General features: G+C 44.6%; 14 protein-coding genes and 1 tRNA gene. 9 read left to right on the top strand and 6 right to left on the bottom strand.

Features of this window, described 5'->3' with window-relative positions; translation table 11 throughout:
* Nucleotides 1-53: 53 nt before the first annotated feature.
* Entirely contained in the window at nt 54-1,472 is a 1,419-nt protein-coding gene (locus BacF7301_RS09740; RefSeq protein ID WP_167962319.1) for an ATP-dependent DNA helicase, read from the bottom strand.
* Nucleotides 1,473-1,567: 95 nt separating this feature from the next.
* Here BacF7301_RS09740 and BacF7301_RS09735 point away from each other — a divergent pair, with 95 nt between their 5' ends.
* The 3 genes from BacF7301_RS09735 to BacF7301_RS09725 are packed head-to-tail and all read left to right on the top strand — an operon-like array spanning nt 1,568 to nt 3,548.
* The gene (locus BacF7301_RS09735; protein ID WP_167962317.1) at nt 1,568-2,254 is read left to right on the top strand and encodes a hypothetical protein; all 687 of its coding nucleotides are present in this window, start codon (nt 1,568-1,570) and stop codon (nt 2,252-2,254) included.
* On the top strand, nt 2,254-3,024 hold the full coding sequence (locus tag BacF7301_RS09730) for a DUF3822 family protein (RefSeq protein WP_167962315.1): 771 nt from the start codon (nt 2,254-2,256) through the stop codon (nt 3,022-3,024). The genes BacF7301_RS09735 and BacF7301_RS09730 overlap by 1 nt, the downstream gene beginning before the upstream one ends.
* Complete coding sequence (locus BacF7301_RS09725; protein WP_167962313.1) at nt 3,015-3,548, top strand: RsmD family RNA methyltransferase; 534 nt, start codon at nt 3,015-3,017, stop codon at nt 3,546-3,548. Before BacF7301_RS09730 ends, BacF7301_RS09725 begins: the two co-directional genes overlap by 10 nt.
* A 26-nt stretch (nt 3,549-3,574) precedes the next feature.
* Here BacF7301_RS09725 and cls read toward each other — a convergent pair whose 3' ends face one another.
* The 3 genes from cls to BacF7301_RS09710 all read right to left on the bottom strand — a co-directional run bounded on the left by cls (nt 3,575) and on the right by BacF7301_RS09710 (nt 8,552).
* Entirely contained in the window at nt 3,575-5,014 is a 1,440-nt protein-coding gene (gene cls / locus BacF7301_RS09720) for a cardiolipin synthase (protein ID WP_167962311.1), read from the bottom strand.
* A 128-nt stretch (nt 5,015-5,142) separates the two neighbouring features.
* Nucleotides 5,143-8,064: a TonB-dependent receptor gene (locus tag BacF7301_RS09715; protein WP_167962309.1), complete on the bottom strand. Its 2,922-nt coding sequence runs from the start codon at nt 8,062-8,064 to the stop codon at nt 5,143-5,145.
* Between the two features lie 83 nt (nt 8,065-8,147).
* Complete coding sequence (locus BacF7301_RS09710) at nt 8,148-8,552, bottom strand: hypothetical protein (RefSeq protein ID WP_167962307.1); 405 nt, start codon at nt 8,550-8,552, stop codon at nt 8,148-8,150.
* Nucleotides 8,553-8,641: 89 nt separating this feature from the next.
* Between BacF7301_RS09710 and aroB the strand changes: the two genes are divergently transcribed.
* The gene (aroB, locus tag BacF7301_RS09705) at nt 8,642-9,703 is read left to right on the top strand and encodes a 3-dehydroquinate synthase (RefSeq protein WP_167962305.1); all 1,062 of its coding nucleotides are present in this window, start codon (nt 8,642-8,644) and stop codon (nt 9,701-9,703) included.
* Between the two features lie 38 nt (nt 9,704-9,741).
* Here aroB and BacF7301_RS09700 read toward each other — a convergent pair whose 3' ends face one another.
* On the bottom strand, nt 9,742-10,608 hold the full coding sequence (locus tag BacF7301_RS09700; protein WP_167962303.1) for a helix-turn-helix domain-containing protein: 867 nt from the start codon (nt 10,606-10,608) through the stop codon (nt 9,742-9,744).
* Nucleotides 10,609-11,017: 409 nt separating this feature from the next.
* Between BacF7301_RS09700 and BacF7301_RS09695 the strand changes: the two genes are divergently transcribed.
* The 3 genes from BacF7301_RS09695 to BacF7301_RS09685 all read left to right on the top strand — a co-directional run bounded on the left by BacF7301_RS09695 (nt 11,018) and on the right by BacF7301_RS09685 (nt 12,999).
* Nucleotides 11,018-11,091, top strand: a tRNA-Pro gene (locus BacF7301_RS09695).
* Nucleotides 11,092-11,189: 98 nt separating this feature from the next.
* The gene (locus BacF7301_RS09690) at nt 11,190-12,410 is read left to right on the top strand and encodes an S-adenosylmethionine:tRNA ribosyltransferase-isomerase (protein WP_167962301.1); all 1,221 of its coding nucleotides are present in this window, start codon (nt 11,190-11,192) and stop codon (nt 12,408-12,410) included.
* Between the two features lie 70 nt (nt 12,411-12,480).
* Nucleotides 12,481-12,999, top strand: a complete 519-nt coding sequence (locus tag BacF7301_RS09685; RefSeq protein WP_167967155.1) for an NUDIX hydrolase — start codon at nt 12,481-12,483, stop codon at nt 12,997-12,999.
* Here the strand turns inward: BacF7301_RS09685 and BacF7301_RS09680 are convergent.
* Nucleotides 12,977-13,519 (bottom strand): glutathione peroxidase, encoded by a 543-nt coding sequence (locus tag BacF7301_RS09680; protein WP_167962299.1) that lies wholly within the window; start codon nt 13,517-13,519, stop codon nt 12,977-12,979. The two genes, BacF7301_RS09685 and BacF7301_RS09680, sit on opposite strands and share 23 nt — an antisense overlap.
* Before the next feature lie 251 nt (nt 13,520-13,770).
* Between BacF7301_RS09680 and BacF7301_RS09675 the strand changes: the two genes are divergently transcribed.
* Nucleotides 13,771-14,457 (top strand): hypothetical protein, encoded by a 687-nt coding sequence (locus BacF7301_RS09675; RefSeq protein ID WP_167962297.1) that lies wholly within the window; start codon nt 13,771-13,773, stop codon nt 14,455-14,457.
* Nucleotides 14,458-14,597: 140 nt separating this feature from the next.
* Nucleotides 14,598-18,923, top strand: a complete 4,326-nt coding sequence (locus tag BacF7301_RS09670) for a CusA/CzcA family heavy metal efflux RND transporter (RefSeq protein WP_167962295.1) — start codon at nt 14,598-14,600, stop codon at nt 18,921-18,923.
* The last annotated feature ends 14 nt before the right edge of the window (nt 18,924-18,937 follow it).

Below are 18,937 nucleotides of genomic sequence, written 5' to 3'. Positions count from 1 at the left end.
ATGAAACCAATTGATTTCAAACCAACTGATTTCATACTTTATATTCCAACCATCTATTCCACCTGCTCCTTCGGATAATTCACCAAATACAAAGTCTTCGTCGCACGTGTGAACGCCGTATACAACCAACGGAAATAATCAGGAGTCAAATACTCGTCCGTCATATATCCCTGATCCAAGAACACATTCTGCCACTGTCCGCCCTGTGCTTTATGGCAAGTCACCGCATACGCATACTTCACTTGCAATGCATTATAATGTGGGTCAGCTTTCATCTTCTTCATCCGGTCACGCTTATTGGGAATATCTATATAGTCTTCCAGTACCGTATAAAACAATCGGTCATTATCCGCTTTCGGTAATGCAGGCGAATCTGAATGCAAAGTATCCAATAACAAATTAGCATCCAGTTCAAAATCATTCTGGTCAGGAAACCGAAGGGTAACTTCTGCAAAACGGAAGCCGTACATTTCACGGGTACGGCGGACACGACGGACAATAGCAATTTCACCATTGGCAATGAAATCCATTTCCTTATACTTTTCCGTCCAGTAATAGTTGTTCTTGGCAACCATCAACATATCCCCTGTATTCAATTCATCTTCACGCCAAAGAATCTGCGCACGTATTCCGTTATTATATAGGTTCGCACGTTTATTAGAACGGCAAATTACAATCGTTTCGTCCATTCCATCATGGTCATAACAATTGTTTAGTTCTTCAATCAATTCCGTACCCGGCACTACTTTTATGTCGGGAAAACCAGTTACCTTTATCTTAGGTAAAGAGTAACATTCATCTTCCGCAATCAATTGTCGCAACTGTGTAGCATTCCATAAAATACCGGACTCTTGTACTTGGCGGACTACCTGAGTTAAATCGACCTCACGTACTTCAAGACCATAGCCTCTCAATGCATCGGTAAAAAGTGCCGGACTCAACTCCTCTCCTACCGGAGGAAGCTGTGCCGTATCTCCCATCAACAAAAGACGGCATCCCTGCCCCGAATATACGAACTGTACCAAGTCATCCAACAAACGTCCTGTACCGAATACACTACCGGACAGCCCCTCATTTGAAATCATAGAAGCTTCATCGACAATAAACAATGTATTTGTAGACAAATTGTCATTGATTGAAAAGTTATTCAGTTCGTTGGAGAAGGCCTGTTGTCTGTATATTTTCTTATGGATAGTAAAAGCCGAATGTCCCGCATACGCCGAAAAGACTTTCGCCGCACGACCTGTCGGAGCCAACAAAACAGATTTTTGTTGCAACTGGTCCATCGTTTTCACCAATGCTCCTACAAGAGATGTTTTACCTGTACCGGCGTAACCTCTGAGGACAAAAACTTCGTCCGCCGAAGTAGACAGAAGAAACTCTGAAAGAGATTTTACAGCAATTTCCTGCTCTAAAGTTGGTTGGTAAGGAAAATTTTCCTTAATTTGCCTTTCTAAATAGTTATTTATCATTTTTGTACGAGAAAAAAGTTCCTTGAACTATCGTATTTAAATTTATTTATTCTATTTTTGCGATGCGAATATAACAACTAAAAACATAATTTATCATGAAAACAGTATTTAATATTGTATTGGTGCTCTGTGCTGCTGCACTGATTTACATCTGCTACAACAGCATTATGGGTCCTATCAATTTTGAAAACGCAAAAAAAGACAGAGAAAAAGCAGTCATTGCCCGTTTGATTGACATCCGTAAAGCACAGCAGGAATACCGCACGCTTCACCACGGAATGTACACAGACAAATTCGACACACTGATTGATTTCGTTAAGAATCAGAAGTTGCCGTTCGTTATGAAAATGGGACAGTTGACAGACAAGCAACTGGAAGACGGTTTGACAGAAAAGAAAGCTATGTCTATCATCGAAAAAGCGAAGAAGACAGGCAAGTATGACGAAGTTAAGAAATGGGGACTTGAAAACTTCAAACGCGACACCATGTGGGTAGCCGTTATGGACACTATTTTCCCGAAAGGATTCAATGCAGACTCTATGAGATACATTCCTTACGGAAGCGGTGCACAGTTTGAAATGAATGTTAAGAACGACACTGCTAAATCAGGAGCTCCTGTATTCTTGTTCGAAGTAAAAGCTCCATATGAAACTTATCTGGGCGGACTTGACAAACAGGAAATCATTAACTTAAAAGATGTTCAGAGCAAACTGGGTAGATACTGCGGTTTGATGGTAGGTTCTATCGACACTCCGAACAATGGTGCTGGTAACTGGGAATAATGATTGATTTTACTAAATCAAAACAATATACTTTATCCATCCGTCTTAGTACGGATGGATTTTCTTTTTCTATCTATAACCCGATTCACGACGACTCTCTGTCAATCATAGAGAAAGAGATAGAGCCCTCTCTATCCCTCACAGCCAATTTGAAAACCGTCTTTCACGAATCGGACTTCTTAAGCCATCCCTACAAACGGGTGAATATCATGATGGCGGGCAAACGTTTTACGATTGTCCCATTGGATTTGTTTGAAGAGGAGCAGGCGGAGCTTTTATTTTATCACAATCATCAGAAACGGGAGAACGAAACAGTGGCTTTCAATATTCTACAGAAGAATAATGTGGCCGTCATCTTTGGTATAGACAAAAGTGCCTGCACGTTTCTAAAGGAGCAGTATCCCGAAGCACGTTTCTATTCCCAATCCACCCCGCTCATTGACTATTTCTCTGTCAAAAGCAGATTGGGAAACAGCAAAAAGATCTACGCTTCCGTACGTCAGGAAGGAATCGACATCTATTGTTTTGAACGGGGGCATCTCCTTCTTGCCAACTCCTTTGAATGTACGCACACAGAAGACCGTATCTACTATCTGCTGTATGCCTGGAAGCAACTGGAGTTCAATCAGGAACGGGATGAACTGCACCTCACCGGAACACTCCCGGACAAAGAAATCCTGATGAACGAACTGAAAAAGTTTATCTTGCAGGTATTCATTATGAATCCTGCTACTAATATTGACATGCAAGCCTTATTAACATGCGAGTAATCAGCGGTATATACAAACGAAGAAGATTTGACGTGCCACGAACATTTAAAGCACGTCCCACAACAGATTTCGCCAAAGAGAATCTGTTTAACGTACTCAATAACTACATTGATTTTGAGGAAGGAATAACTGCACTTGACTTATTTGCCGGAACCGGAAGCATAAGCATCGAACTCGTTTCCCGGGGATGCGACCGCGTTATCAGCATTGAAAAAGAGCCTGCGCACCACTCATTCATTGCAAAAATCATGAAAGAGGTGCAGACAGACAAGTGCCTGCCGATACGGGGTGATGTATTCAAGTTTATCAAGAGTAGCCGCGAACAGTTCGACTTTATCTTTGCCGACCCGCCTTACGCTTTAAAAGAGTTGGAAACAATACCAGAACTTATTTTCCAGAACAATCTCCTCAAAGAAGGGGGATTATTTGTACTGGAACACGGGAAAGACAATAACTTCGAAGAGAATCCGCACTTCATCGAAAGAAGAATATATGGAAGTGTAAACTTCTCCCTTTTCCGGTAAAGCCGGTTAAACCTATCAAGTATTAATTAAAGTAGCGGGGCTAATAAACGTACAATAGACTCCGCTGCCTTTTGTCTCCACGAACGTCTTACCCAGTTCTTCAAGAATATCTGTGTACTCTCACGTTGGTCTTGAAGGAATATTTCTTTCATTTCGAGTGCAGTGTTTACATCATACATAAAAGCATTCACTTCAAAATTATGCTCAAAGCTACGGAAGTCTATATTAGTAGAACCGACGGTAGAGAGTAAATCATCCGAAACCATGAGTTTGGAATGCAAAAAACCTTTCTTATAGAAATAGACTTTCACACCTGCCTGCATCACATCTGCCAAATAGGAGCGTGAGCCAAGATGGGTAATCCAGTTGTCGGCACGTTCCGGCAACATCAGGCGTATATCCACCCCGGACAAAGCCGCTGTCTGCATAGCAGCCAGTATTTGCTCTGTCGGCAAGAAATAGGGGGTCTGCATATAGAAATATTTCTTTGCATTGGTAATCGCTACGGTCAGTCCCTGCATTATTTCCTTCCAAGGTCCGATAGGTTCACTGGTGACAATCTGCACCAACGAGCTACCACAAGAGTCAATCTTTGGAAAATAACGGGAAGCTGTAATCAGCGTACGGTCTACGAAGTACCAATCGAGCAGGAAGGCTGTTTGTAAACCATGCACAGCTTTGCCTTCCAGCATGATATGTGTATCACGCCAAATCCCCCAGGAGAAACCACGCATATAACGTTCCGCGAGATTCATTCCACCCACAAAGCCTACACACCCGTCAATAACGACAATCTTTCTATGATTCCGGTAATTCACCCTACTGGTAAATAAAGGAAAGCGCACCTTCAGGAAGCTGCGCACCTCAATACCTGCATTACGCATTTCTTCAAAAAAACGATTGGGAACATGCCAGCATCCTACATCGTCGTAAATCACTCGCACTTCAACTCCCTGAGAAGCCTTTTCAATCAATACATCCCTGACCAGACGTCCGATAGCATCATCCTCAAAGATATAATATTCCATGTGGATATGTTGTTTCGCTTTCTGGAGTTCACGCAATAATGATTGCAGTTTCGTATAACCTTCGGTATAGACAGCTACCCGATTTCCTTCAAAAGGAAATGCCTGATTGGTATGCTGAAACAGTTGGATAAGACGGGAATATTCATATTGGACTTCAGAACAATCCTGTGCCAGATATTCCGCCATCGGCTTCTTGAGCAAACGGTCGTAGCTCTTCTGACCGATAATACGTTCGCGACGTTGGCTTCGACCAAAGAAGAAATAGAAGACAAGGCCTACGATAGGAAGAAAGAGTAATATCAGTATCCATGCCATAGTTTTAACAGGATTCCGGTTGTCAAGAATGATAATGACAATCGTACCAATAATGGCTCCGAAATAGAGGATATCAAAAGCCACCGTTGCTATCTGGCTGAGTATATAGTTCCAATCAATCATGAGAATCTCCTTTTAAATGGATACTAAACAACAAATATAGAGTAAATTATCGGATAAACAAAAAAGTCCCGGTGACAACTATCAGTCGTTGTACCGGGACTTCTTATTTTATAATAATTTACTTACTCTTAAAAACGCATCATACGGGTTGGGCCACCACCACGCGGACCACGATGACCACCACCATCAAAACCGCCGTGCCGCATATTTCCACGCGCTTCCTTATTTCCGAAGACATTCAGACGGTAAGAGAAGCGAAGCATACAATAGCTGTTGACTCCGTTATATTCCGAAACGGAACGCATACCGTCAGTCAGTGAACGACTGATATTAGATTGCTGTCTCAAGATGTCATATACTTCAAAGCTGATTGTCGCAGCATTTCCCTTCAGGAAGTTCTGGGCAATTTGGGCATTCCAGATAAGTTCGTTTCTATTCATACTGGCATCACGGTAACCACGACGTGAATTATTCGTTATATTGGTAGACAGTGTCATGCTCCAGGGCAAAGAGACATTGGTACTTGCACCATACCCGAAAGTATAAGGTTCCTGATTAGTGTTCGGGTTCAACTTATTACGTTCAAAGTTATAGTTGATTGAACCATTGACAGAAAACTCAAACCAATCATTACGGAACGTTCCATTCAGATTCTCTGCTAAGGTCAGTGATGTGCTTGTATTCTTATCATTCACTTGGGTGTCGTCGTTATAAAGGAAAGACACATCATTTGTATAGTTGGCACGTGAAAAAGAATTGATAGTGAAACGCTTGTCTTTCAAAGCTGTATTAAACCCAAACATACCCATTGCAGTCCAGTAACCATTAATATTCTCCGGCTGTGAGATTGTTCCACCGGTAGTCTGATTATAATTGGTAGCATTAGTGATTTTATTTTGAGTCATATTAAAGTTGGCATGTGCCATCATTCCTCGCTGTTTATCAGCATTGTAGGTATTATAGAACAACCGCATAGAATGAGTGAAAGAAGGTTTCAATCCCGGATTACCTTTAGTGATTCTCAGCGGATTGGAGTCATCGGTCACATCCAACAGGTTTTCCATGCTTGGCTGACCTGCACGTCCCCGATACGTAAAGCGTAACTGGCTCACTTTAGAGAACCGATAACGGAAATCAACGTTAGGAGCAAAATTAAACACATTTCTTTTCACGACTGTATCTATTTCCGCTTTCTTATAATCCAACCTGGTGTTCTGTGGTTGCAATGACATTCCAAAGTTCAATCTATACTTCTCGCGGATAATATTAAGCCCTGCATTGATATCATGGTTGTAATATTTATACTGAGCATATTTACTCAAATTCATATCCTTATTAGCTTCGTAGCCCTCAGGCAGCTCGTCGCCAAAATTCCAGAACCAATCTTGATCTTTTTCAGTTTCAGGAATCAGGCTGTATGTACTTTTATCACTCTCACTATATTTATACTGGAATTTATAACGGAACTGCAAGAAAGTAGCTTTCGCAATCGGTTCATTATAAGTTAATTCTGCCGTATAATCGTAGCTCTTGGTCGGAGAAGTGATATACTGCTTACGTTCATCATCCTTCTTTTCTGACGCTTTATCGAAATAACGTGTCAACGACTCACTAAACGACTCACTGTCATTATCCCCATAACCAAACGTACCACGGAAAGTTATATTTCTTCCTTGATTATTCAATCTTCTGTTCACTTGTAAAGAAGCATTAGCAGACAGGTTGTCACTTTCAGATGCAGACTCACTGTTGCTGGCATTGACACGAATATCTTTTAATGGATCATCCGTACTTCCCCACTGAATCTTATTCAAGAAATCATTTGGATTGGACACCAGATTGAACGGATCACTATCAAAAGTCCCCGATTCGGAAATAGAATACCCTTTAGACTTTCCATAAGAAACATTCGGTCGGAAAATGATATTAGTCAGCGTATCCGGTTTCCATTCCAGGCGGAAATCGGCATTAAAGTTCGTATTCTTATTACGGTTTTTATTATTTGAATTAGAGAAAGAACTTCCATTCGTCAAGAAACGTTCCGAATAGTTTGTAGATATTGCATCGCGGTCGCTATAATTATAGCGGGCACTACCACCTAACTCTAACTTCTCTGTCTGAGTGGCAAAGTTAGCTCCAATCATCTTGGTAGCAGTCAGCCCATTGCTATTCCTGAAACGCGGTCCGCCGCCACCGGAAAATCCCTGGTCGTTCACGTTATTGGCCGAACCAATCAAAGAGAACTGGCTATTATCGACAAACCGGTTCAGCATCAAGTTGCTTCCATAGCGGTCTTCCGTACCACCGGCAACACTTGCATTACCAAACCAACCTTGATTCATTCCTTTTTTCACTTTCAGATCGAGAACAGTTTCCTCTTCCCCATCATCTATTCCGGTGACGCGAGCCAAGTCCGATTTCTTATCATACGTTTTCAGTTTATCAATCATATTGACTGGCAGATTCTTCAATCCTGTTTTCACGTCACCGCCAAAGAATTCCTTACCGTCCACCATAATCTTCTTCACTTCCTTACCGTTGATTTTGACATTACCGTCATCGTCAATCTCCGCTCCCGGAAGTTTCTTTACTAGTTCTTCGAGCATGGCGCCTTCGGGAGTGCGATAAGCAGCCGAGTTATATTCTAATGTATCTTCCTTCACTACCACTTGCGGAGCCTCAGCAGTAATCACCGCTTCTTTCAGCATAACAGCATCCGGTTCCAACGTGATCGTTCCCAACTTTTTGTCGGGTGCATTGGCAGCCAGTTGAACCGGTACAAGTTTAGTACGGAAGCCGATATAGGAAACCTTCAACACATATTTCCCGGCTTTCACTTTAGGGAGAGTAAACCAACCTTGATTACTGCTGGCTATACCAGCAGCATAAGCACTATCGGGCAATGACAACAATTGGACAGTAGCCTGTGCCGCGGGTTCCTTTGAGTCAGATTCCACAACACGTCCCGAAACGGTAATCACCTTATTCTGTGCGAAAATTGAGAAGGTGCATAGCAACATCAACACCAACCCTGCAGAAAATCTTTTCATTTACCTAATTTACGATTATATTAGTAGCAATAACAATGTCTCTTTGACAAATAGAACCGCAAAAGGTTTAATTGGAAAGAAAATTATCTTTTAAAGAACCGATCAACAAGCGCTTTTTTCAGACCAAACTCTACACAAAGCACATTAAATATCAAGAAAGTAAGAAAAGAGGAAGTATCCACGTTAATCACATCTCCTTGTATGACGCGCCACAACATTCCTCCGAAAACGAAGAGAAAAGTCAGGACAATGGCATTACGAACAGCCGAATTACGGATTCGTTCCGTTTCGCGGCTCTCCTCCTTGCTCAACGCAAAGATTATCAACAAGCATCCCGCCATCATCAGCAATTTTGTACATTCCTTATAAAATAACAGATTACTATCGGTCACCATCCCCCGCATCACCAGAATAAAAGGTATGAACAGAGCCAGCAACAGGATTACATATCCCAAAGGACGACAATATACAGGTAATAATGCTTTCATGATTGAATGATTGAACGTTTTAACGGGACAAAAGTAAGTATAAAAAAGATATTTTATATACATTTGCAGGGTAAAAAAGCAAAAGAATCATGAGTAAACAAGAAGTCATTCTCTGTGAAAGCTTGGAAACGAGCCTGAGTCGTGCCATCGAACAGTGTCCGCACGACAAATTATTCATCCTCACAGACGAGCATACCCGGCATCTCTGCCTGCCTTCCCTAAAGGAAACCACCTTACTGAAAGACGCCGTTGAAATCTGTATCGGAGCTGAGGATGTACATAAAACGGTGGAAACACTTGCTTCCGTATGGATGGCATTGAGTACCCAAGGAGCTACGCGCCACTCTTTACTTATCAACCTCGGCGGGGGGATGGTGACGGATCTGGGCGGTTTTGCCGCAGCTACATTCAAACGTGGCATCTCCTATATCAATATACCAACCACCTTGCTGGCGATGGTGGACGCTTCTGTTGGCGGCAAGACAGGAATCAACTTCAACGGACTGAAAAATGAAATCGGTGCATTCGCTCCGGCAAGCAGTGTGCTGATTGAAACAGAATTCCTGCGTACGCTGGACGTACACAATTTCTTTTCGGGATATGCGGAGATGCTCAAGCACGGTTTGATAAGTAATGTTGCGCATTGGGCGGAATTACTAAGTTTCAACACATCCGATATTGATTACGCGGCCCTCAAGCGATTGGTTGGCGAGTCAGTGCAAGTAAAAAAAGATATTGTGGAGCAAGACCCCTTTGAACATGGCATCCGTAAAGCGCTAAACTTGGGACATACCGTAGGACACGCATTTGAAAGCATGGCATTGGCAGAGAACCGTCCGGTTTTGCACGGATATGCAGTAGCCTGGGGAATTGTATGCGAATTGTATCTGTCTCATACTAAAGTAGGCTTCCCGAAAGAGAGAATGAGACAAACCATCCAGTTTATTAAAGACAATTACGGTGTGTTCGCATTCGACTGTAAGAAGTATGAACAGCTTTATGCATATATGACACACGATAAAAAAAATACTTCGGGAACGATTAATTTCACTTTACTGAAAGACATCGGAGATATTTGCATTAACCAGACTGCCGACAAAGACACCATTTTTGAAATGCTGGACTTCTATCGCGAATGTATGGGGATTTAATCCCCATACTTATTGGCAAATATCACATGTGCGCTGTCCTAGTCCAAGCTACTCATCCGGTACTGAGACAGTGACATTCCGGTATGCTTTCTGAAAAAACGTCCGAGAGAGGACTGATTGGCAAAGTTGGTCTTAATTGCTATCTCCTGAATATTCAAGCTGGTATTCTTCAGCAAGGCTTTAATTTCCAGTATGATATATTCTACAATCCAGTCTTTGGCAGACTTTCCGCTTGTCTCCTTGATAACCATAGTCAGGTACTTGGACGTGATACACAGTTTATCTGCATAAAAAGCTACATCTTTATTTTCTTTGAAATGCTTCATGATTAGCCCGAAGAATTTATTAGCCAATTCTTCTTTACGTGTATCTTTCCGCACAGTCATCAAAGCGGATTCCTTTTGATAAGCATTGAACAGTTCCAGATACAGATATCTCAGCAAATGGGTTATCAGTTCCCGTCTGTATACGTCTTGAGACTTGACTTTATCTTTTATCATCCCCAGATAATTGTATATACGGGGAATATCATGTTCTGTCTGCGGATACCAAAAATGGGTTCGCATATAGAAGAAGAAATGCGGGGAGAATCGTGGGACTCCACTCAACGCATCACTAAACAAGGAAGATGATATCACCATCGAAACGGTTGAAAAATCTTCACTAGGCTCACTGAATGAGACAAATTGTCCGGGTAATAATATAATAAGTTCCTCCGGTTGCACCCAGTGCACATCTTCGTGTACAGTAAGTTTCGCTCTTCCACTCAAACAATATACAATCAAAGCTGACTGAATATTAGAAGGGTAGGAAGTCAGAGGAAGATATTTCAGATTCTGATAAAATTTAAAATCGTCACCCAAGACATATATCTCTAATGTCTCTCTATTTTTAATGTCTAACATTTAACACCTTTCTATCTAAACTAAGTCTTATTACTACAAATGTATAACTTCCTGAAATACTGCGCGCCCTAAATGGAAATATAGTATCATACTAAGGAAGTCACACACTCTTTATTTGCATTAATTTATAAACAAACTCACTGATTGATAGTTCATTTCGCGATTCCCCGTTTAGCTTTATTATCTACTGCCCGATATATTATAGTGTTTTTATGCAACCATTCTGGTTTAGGGCTCCAAATGAAAAAACATCAGATTGTATGCTAATTCAAGTAAAACTACAGAGAATATCCGCAATCCATTCTACTCAAAATCAAAGGAATTATAAGAACTAACAGAAGGTATACTACAAAATTCACAGGAATTATTTGCTATTTCAAAATTAATCCGTACTTTTGCATCCGCAATTCGGGATGTAGCTCAGCCCGGTAGAGTACGCGTCTGGGGGGCGTGTGGTCGCAAGTTCGAATCTTGTCATCCCGACTACTGGAAATCAGCCATTTACAATTTAGTAAGTGGCTGATTCATTTTTTAGTGGAACACATTTGGAACATATTCACCTAGAAATATACCTGACAACAATGAAAGAAGACCCGAAACATATCCATATCAGCGAATACAACTATCCATTGCCGGATGAACGCATTGCCAAATTCCCGTTGGCTGTCCGCGACCAGTCGAAATTGTTGGTGTACCGCCGCGGTGAAGTAAGCGAAGATACTTTCACCTCTTTGCCAGAGTATCTGCCTAAAGGTGCTTTGATGGTATTCAACAACACAAAAGTTATTCAAGCAAGGCTACATTTCCGTAAGGAAACGGGGGCACTGATTGAAGTATTCTGCCTCGAACCGATTCAGCCCAATGATTATGTTCTGAACTTCCAGCAAACGGAACATGCCGCATGGCTTTGCATGATTGGCAACCTGAAGAAATGGAAAGACGGAACCTTGAAACGGGAAATGACGGTAAAAGGATTGCCAATCACACTGACCGCAACGAGAGGAGAAAGCAGAGGAACCAGCCATTGGGTAGACTTCTCATGGGATAATCCGGAAGTGACTTTCGCCGATATTCTCGAAGTATTCGGGGAGCTTCCTATTCCTCCTTATCTAAACCGGGAGACGGAAGAAAGCGATAAAGAAACTTATCAGACGGTTTATTCAAAGATTAAAGGTTCGGTAGCCGCACCTACCGCCGGACTGCATTTCACGCCCCGAGTATTGGATGCGCTGCAAGAGAAAGGAATAGAACTTGAGGAACTGACCCTGCACGTAGGTGCGGGAACTTTCAAACCTGTGAAAAGTGAAGAGATTGAAGGTCACGAGATGCATACGGAATATATATCTGTCAACCGGAGCACTATCAAGAAACTTATCGACCATGACGGTTGCGCCGTTGCCGTAGGGACTACTTCGGTACGCACACTCGAAAGCCTGTATCATATCGGAGTCACACTGGCTGATAATCCGGACGCTACGGAAGAGGAACTACACGTCAGACAATGGCAGCCTTATGAAAAGTATGACCAGATTCCCCCGGTAGTTGCGTTGCAAAAGATATTGGGGTATCTTGACAGAAATGGTCTTGAAGCTCTTCATACCAGTACACAGATCATTATTGCCCCCGGCTACCAGTATAAAATAGTAAAAGCAATGGTTACTAATTTCCATCAGCCGCAAAGCACCTTATTACTTTTGGTTTCCGCTTTTGTAAAAGGAGACTGGCGCACGATTTATGATTATGCCCTGAGCCACGATTTCCGGTTCCTGAGTTACGGAGATTCTTCCTTATTAATGCCGTAAGGATATTACAAATACCATGAGGGTATCGTAAATTGCGATAACCCTTCCTATAAAAACAGTAGAAACAATGATGTCAAGCGATAACAACCAAGAAATGTTCCCCGTCGTCGATGAACAGGGAAATATCACCGGAGCCGCCACCCGCGGAGAATGCCACAGCGGCAGCAAATTGCTTCATCCGGTCGTCCATCTGCACGTCTTCAACACGAAAGGGGATTTGTATCTGCAAAAACGTCCCGAGTGGAAAGACATCCAACCCGGGAAATGGGATACGGCCGTAGGCGGACATATCGATTTAGGCGAAAGCGTAGAGATAGCCCTTAAACGGGAAGTCCGTGAAGAACTGGGCATCACGGACTTTACTCCCGAGCTTCTGACTAATTATGTTTTCGAGTCCGACCGCGAGAAGGAACTTGTATTCGTTCATAAGACAGTCTACGACGGTGAAATCCGCCCCAGCGACGAACTGGACGGCGGACGGTTCTGGACCGTCGAAGAAATAGAAGAAAACCTGGGAAAAGGCATTTTCACTCCCAACTTTGAAGGAGAACTGAAAAAAGTATCCCTTATTCCTTCTCTATCCAAGTAATGATTTTCTCCGAGAACGGGCTCTCTTTGGGGGCTACGAACCCAATCCAGTTTCCGTTCTCGTCAATCATAAACTTCTGGAAGTTCCACTGAACGGGTGCATCTTCTTTTCCATTCAGTTTCTTCTCCGTCAGCCATTGATAAAGTGGAGCCATCTCCTTGCCTTTGACGGAAATCTTAGCCATCATCGGGAAAGTGACATCATAGTTCAATGAACAGAACTTGGCAATCTCTTCATTGCTCCCCGGTTCCTGTCCCATAAAGTTATTGGCGGGAAAGCCGATAATAACGAAGTTCTTATCCTTATACTTCTCGTACAATTCCTGCAACTTGGCATACTGAGGAGTCAAGCCACACTTTGAAGCCACATTCACCACCAGCACTTTTTTCCCTTTCAAAGACGAAAGAGGAAATTCCTTACCGTCAATCGTTTGCACAGTGAAGTCGTAGAAAGACTTATTCTGCGCTTCCAAAGATATTGCACACACCATAGCTACCACCATTAAAATAAATGATTTCATACTCAATATGTATTTAGTTCGTTTCATATTAAACGAACCGATCTGAAAAAATGTTTGCTCCACATCACATTATTCTTCGATGTTTTGTCCGGCACCGGGGAAGCATGCCTTCGGCACCGAGGAAGAGGGTGTCCGGCACCGAGGAAGGTAGCCTTCCCCACCGAGCAACATTTATTAACCTTTCAGCAATAGGGAAGTCACCGTTTTTTCCTGTCTTTACCTACAAATGGACAACTAACAGTATTTATACAATGAAACGACAAATCCTCTTAATCATCTGTCTGCTACTCGCAGCCGCTAAAGGCAAAGCCCAGGAAGAAGAAAGAACCCGTGTATGGAAAGTAGAACTTACCGGAGCGCTAAACAATTACTCAGCCTGGGAAATAGAACCGACCATCACTTATCAACCTATTCCCTACGCAGGCATCACCGTGGGGTTACTCTTCTGCAATATCATAACAGATGAAAGCTACTCGGGAATCTCCAAAGACCAGCAATGGCGATGGAGTTCCAGTGACGACACCCCGCTTTGCCATCTGTTCGCGTTCCGACCCGCCCTGCAGTTTGCCACTCCCGCCCTAATATTGGGAAAAGACAAAGACATGGCACTTTCCTTTATCGTGTCACCGGGACTGACTATCCCGCTATCCACCAACAAAAGCCTCGACATCGACTACTACCCGAATGCTTCCGGCGCATGGACAGCAATGAGATTCGACCGTATCAAGAACCGGGGCGGACGAACCGTATTCTATCATATAAAAGGTATGTTCACCCTCGACTTGGACGAGCAGTACACTCTTTCGGCAGGATACACACTCTCCGATTTCGACATGTACAGTGGCGGACGAAACATCACCGTAGAAGGCAAGAAGCTGACCATGCCCAAGTTCAACTTCATGCATTCCTTCTTTATAAGTATCGGATACAGGTTTTAAAAGAGCAGTTCCCCCGCAGAACATTCAAGCCGACATTTCGTCACTTCGCCCTGCAATCTTTCCGCTTCAAACGTTTCCGGCTATCACGAACGCAGATAGTCCGTAGTTTTGTAACATGAAATAATAACACAAAGAGAATCATGTTTACAGCCATTGTACGTTTTTCAATCAAAAAGAAGATGTTTGTAGGGCTCACTACCCTCTTCCTGCTTATCGGCGGTATCTACGCGATGTTGACATTGCCCATCGACGCCGTGCCCGATATCACCAACAACCAGGTACAGATTGTGACCGTGTCGCCCACCCTCGCACCGCAAGAGGTAGAACAGCTCATCACCATGCCTATCGAACTAGCGATGAGCAACATCATGAATGTAGAAGATATCCGTTCCGTCAGCCGCTTCGGGCTATCGGTGGTGACCGTTGTGTTCAAAGAAAGCGTCCCTACCCTCGATGCCCGGCAGCTTATCAACGAACAGATACAAACCGTCACCGGAGAGATTCCCCCCGAACTCGGAGCACCGGAAATGATGCCCATCACCACCGGACTCGGAGAAATCTACCAGTACATACTGAAAGTAGCCCCCGGCTACGAAGAGAAATACGATGCTATGGAACTCCGCACCATTCAGGACTGGATGGTGAAACGCCAGTTGTCCGGCATACCGGGTATCGTAGAAATCAACAGTTTCGGCGGCTACCTGAAACAGTATGAAGTCGCCGTCGACCCGGACGCGCTCTTCTCACTGAACATCACCATCGGAGAAGTATTCGAAGCCCTCAGCAGCAACAACCAGAACACTGGCGGAAGCTATATAGAAAAAGCGAAGAATGCCTATTATATCCGGTCGGAAGGTATGATTACCCGGACGAAGGACATCGAGCGCATCGTTGTAGCCAACCGGAACGGGATTCCGGTACATATCAGCGATGTAGGCGTAGTCCGTTTCGGCTCTCCCAAACGTTTCGGCGCCATGACAATGGACGGCGAAGGCGAGTGTGTAGGCGGAATCGCGATGATGCTGAAAGGAGCCAACGCCAACGTCGTCACCCAGGAACTTGAAAAAAGAGTAGAGAAGATACAGCACCTGCTGCCCGAAGGTGTCAGCATCGAACCTTATCTGAACCGCTCGGAACTGGTGAACCGAAATATCTCAACCGTTGTCAACAACCTGATTGAAGGTGCAATTATCGTATTCCTCGTACTTATCATCTTCCTCGGCAATGTACGTGCCGGACTGATTGTCGCGTCAGTCATTCCGCTGGCGATGCTCTTTGCCTTTATCATGATGCGCCTTTTCAATGTCACCGCCAACCTGATGAGCCTCGGCGCCATCGACTTCGGTATCGTTGTGGACGGCTCTATCGTCATACTGGAAGGCATCCTCGCCCATATCTACGGCAAGCAGTTCCGGGGACGGACATTCACCCGTGAAGAGATGGACAAAGAAGTGGAAAAAGGAGCATCCGGCGTAGTCCGCTCGGCAACTTTCGCCGTATTGATTATCCTGATAGTATTCTTCCCCATCCTCACCCTCAACGGAATTGAAGGGAAATACTTCACCCCGATGGCAAAAACACTTGTATTCTGCATCATCGGAGCCTTGATTCTTTCACTCACCTATGTCCCGATGATGGCATCGCTCTTCCTGAAACATACCATCGTGGTGAAACCGACACTTGCCGACCGTTTCTTCGAGAAACTGAACAGCGTATATCAACGCTGCCTTCGCTCCTGTCTGCATCACAAGTGGCGTACCGTCATCGTAGCCTTTGCCGCGCTAATCGGTTCGCTCTTCCTCTTCACCCGGCTGGGTGCCGAATTTATCCCGACCCTGGACGAAGGCGACTTTGCCATGCAAATGACATTGCCTGCCGGAAGTTCGTTGTCAGAAAGTATCGAAGTATCCCGTCTGGCAGAAAAGACGCTGATGGACAAATTCCCGGAAATCAAGCACGTGGTTGCCAAAATCGGAACGGCGGAAGTCCCCACCGACCCGATGGCAGTAGAAGACGCTGACGTGATGATTATCATGAAACCTTTCAAAGAATGGACCAGCGCAGGAAACCGTGCGGAAATGGTGGATAAGATGAAGGAAGCACTCGAACCACTGTCCGAGCGTGCCGAATTCAACTTCTCGCAACCGATACAGCTCCGTTTTAATGAGCTGATGACAGGAGCCAAAGCGGACATTGCCGTCAAACTGTACGGAGAAGACACCCACGAACTCTACGAAAAAGCAAAAGAAGCCGCCGCCTATGTAGAAAAAGTGCCGGGAGCGTCGGACGTCATCGTAGAGCAGACGATGGGATTGCCCCAGCTCGTAGTGAAATACAACCGCAGCAAGATAGCCCGCTACGGCATCAACATAGAAGAACTCAACACGATTATCCGAACCGCCTATGCCGGAGAATCCAGCGGTGTAGTGTTTGAAAACGAACGAAGGTTCGACCTCGTCGTCCGTCTCGACCAGGAGAAAGTAGCGGATTTGAATCTCGACAAATTGTTTGTGCGCACTTCCGAAGGAATCCAGATTCCGGTCGGAGAAGTAGCGAGCATAGACCTCGTCAGCGGACCTCTCCAAATCAACCGCGACGCTACGAAACGCCGTATCGTCATCGGTGTCAATGTGCGTGACGCGGATATACAGCAAGTGGTGGCGGACATACAAAAGACACTGGACAGGAACGTCAAGCTGAAACCGGGATATTACTTCGAATACGGCGGTCAGTTCGAGAACTTGCAGAACGCTATTCACACACTGCTCATTGTCATTCCGGTAGCATTGATGCTCATCCTGTTGATTCTGTTCTTTGCTTTCAAGAATATCACCTATACACTGATGGTATTCTCCACCGTTCCGTTGTCGCTTATCGGCGGTATCGTCGCCCTTTGGCTGCGCGGGCTTCCGTTCAGCATATCGGCGGGTGTAGGCTTCATCGCATTATTCGGTGTGGCGGTGCTGAACGGTATCCTCATGGTGAATCACTTCAACGAACTTCGTAAACAAAACGCTTACCCCATGACTACAAATCGAATCATCGCCAAGGGAACTCCGCATCTGCTCCGTCCCGTATTCCTGACAGGCTTGGTGGCATCATTGGGATTTGTCCCGATGGCTATCGCCACTTCCGCCGGTGCCGAGGTGCAACGCCCGCTGGCAACTGTCGTTATCGGTGGATTGATTATCTCCACTGTGTTGACGTTGCTTATCATTCCGGTGTTCTACAAAATTGTGAACTCATTGGCAACCTGGAAACGTCCGGGAGCCAAGTTTCACCTGCCGTTCTTCGTCCTTCTTCCCCTGTTCCTGCTGATTCCTTCTTTCGTTTCCGCGCAACAGGCATCGACCGTCACTTTGGAACAGGCTATCGAGATGGCGAAACAGAATCACCCCCGTCTGAAAATGGCAACAAACGCCATCCAACAAGCCAAGGCTACCCGTGGAGAGATTGTAGAAGCATCCCCAACCTCATTCAGCTATTCCTGGGGGCAACTCAACGGAGAGAACAAGAAAGACAAGGAACTGGCTTTCGAGCAAAGCCTGGGTTCTCTGCTGACGCCGTTCTACAAGAATGCATTAGTCAACCGACAAGTGAAAACAACCACATTCTATCGTCAGATGGTGGAGAAGGAAGTCACGGCAGAAGTGAAGCGGGCATGGGCGTACTACCAATACGCCGCCAACCTCTGTGCAATGTACCGCGACCAGGATAAGATGGCGGAAAAGTTACAGCATATCGGTGAACTGCGTTATCAACAGGGGGAAATCACTCTGCTCGAAAAGAATATGATGACAACCGTCGCCGCCGAACTTCACAACCGTTGGTTCCAGGCACAGGAAGAAGAGAAAATGGCTTTGGCACGCTTCCGTTGGAGTTGTTATTCAGACCAGCCGATTGTTCCGGCAGATTCTACCTTATCGCTGTTTTATACCAGCCTTTCAGACGGGACACTGTCGGGAGCACACACTGCTTACTTTCAAAGTCAGGCGGACGAAGCGAAAGCAATGCTTCATGTAGAGCGGAGCCATTTCTTTCCGGAAATCAGCGTGGGATATACCCGCCAGGATATTCTTCCGTTGAAGAATCTGAATGCATGGATGGTGGGTATCTCCTTCCCTATCTACTTCCTGCCCCAAAAGAGCAAGGTGAAGCAAGCACGGTTATCCGCTACCTCAGCACAAATTCAGGCAGACGCGAATATTCTCGAATTGAGAAACAAAGTGCTTGAGCTGGAAGCTTCACTTCGCAGATACAACGAGAGCTTACGCTACTACACTTCTTCCGCCTTGAAAGAAGCGGACGAATTGACCAAGGCTGCCAATCTCCAGTTGCAACAGAGCGAAACGGGTATAGCGGAATACATACAGTCCATAACAACCGCCCGGGATATTCGCCGCGGCTATATCGAGACTGTCTACCAATATAACATTGCCGCATTAGAGTATGAACTCTTTAGATAAGTGGAGAGTGGAAA

Origin of the sequence: Bacteroides faecium (assembly GCF_012113595.1) — a bacterium.
Classification (GTDB): domain Bacteria; phylum Bacteroidota; class Bacteroidia; order Bacteroidales; family Bacteroidaceae; genus Bacteroides; species Bacteroides faecium.
This window is presented reverse-complemented; position numbering and strand designations above follow the sequence as displayed.

What these genes read in the sequence shown, in the direction of transcription:
- BacF7301_RS09740 (WP_167962319.1), bottom strand. Translation starts at nt 1,472, where the DNA reads ATGATAAATAACTATTTAGAAAGGCAAATTAAGGAAAATTTTCCTTAC.
- BacF7301_RS09735 (WP_167962317.1), top strand. Translation starts at nt 1,568, where the DNA reads ATGAAAACAGTATTTAATATTGTATTGGTGCTCTGTGCTGCTGCACTG.
- BacF7301_RS09730 (WP_167962315.1), top strand. Translation starts at nt 2,254, where the DNA reads ATGATTGATTTTACTAAATCAAAACAATATACTTTATCCATCCGTCTT.
- BacF7301_RS09725 (WP_167962313.1), top strand. Translation starts at nt 3,015, where the DNA reads ATGCGAGTAATCAGCGGTATATACAAACGAAGAAGATTTGACGTGCCA.
- cls (WP_167962311.1), bottom strand. Translation starts at nt 5,014, where the DNA reads ATGATTGATTGGAACTATATACTCAGCCAGATAGCAACGGTGGCTTTT.
- BacF7301_RS09715 (WP_167962309.1), bottom strand. Translation starts at nt 8,064, where the DNA reads ATGAAAAGATTTTCTGCAGGGTTGGTGTTGATGTTGCTATGCACCTTC.
- BacF7301_RS09710 (WP_167962307.1), bottom strand. Translation starts at nt 8,552, where the DNA reads ATGAAAGCATTATTACCTGTATATTGTCGTCCTTTGGGATATGTAATC.
- aroB (WP_167962305.1), top strand. Translation starts at nt 8,642, where the DNA reads ATGAGTAAACAAGAAGTCATTCTCTGTGAAAGCTTGGAAACGAGCCTG.
- BacF7301_RS09700 (WP_167962303.1), bottom strand. Translation starts at nt 10,608, where the DNA reads ATGTTAGACATTAAAAATAGAGAGACATTAGAGATATATGTCTTGGGT.
- BacF7301_RS09690 (WP_167962301.1), top strand. Translation starts at nt 11,190, where the DNA reads ATGAAAGAAGACCCGAAACATATCCATATCAGCGAATACAACTATCCA.
- BacF7301_RS09685 (WP_167967155.1), top strand. Translation starts at nt 12,481, where the DNA reads ATGTCAAGCGATAACAACCAAGAAATGTTCCCCGTCGTCGATGAACAG.
- BacF7301_RS09680 (WP_167962299.1), bottom strand. Translation starts at nt 13,519, where the DNA reads ATGAAATCATTTATTTTAATGGTGGTAGCTATGGTGTGTGCAATATCT.
- BacF7301_RS09675 (WP_167962297.1), top strand. Translation starts at nt 13,771, where the DNA reads ATGAAACGACAAATCCTCTTAATCATCTGTCTGCTACTCGCAGCCGCT.
- BacF7301_RS09670 (WP_167962295.1), top strand. Translation starts at nt 14,598, where the DNA reads ATGTTTACAGCCATTGTACGTTTTTCAATCAAAAAGAAGATGTTTGTA.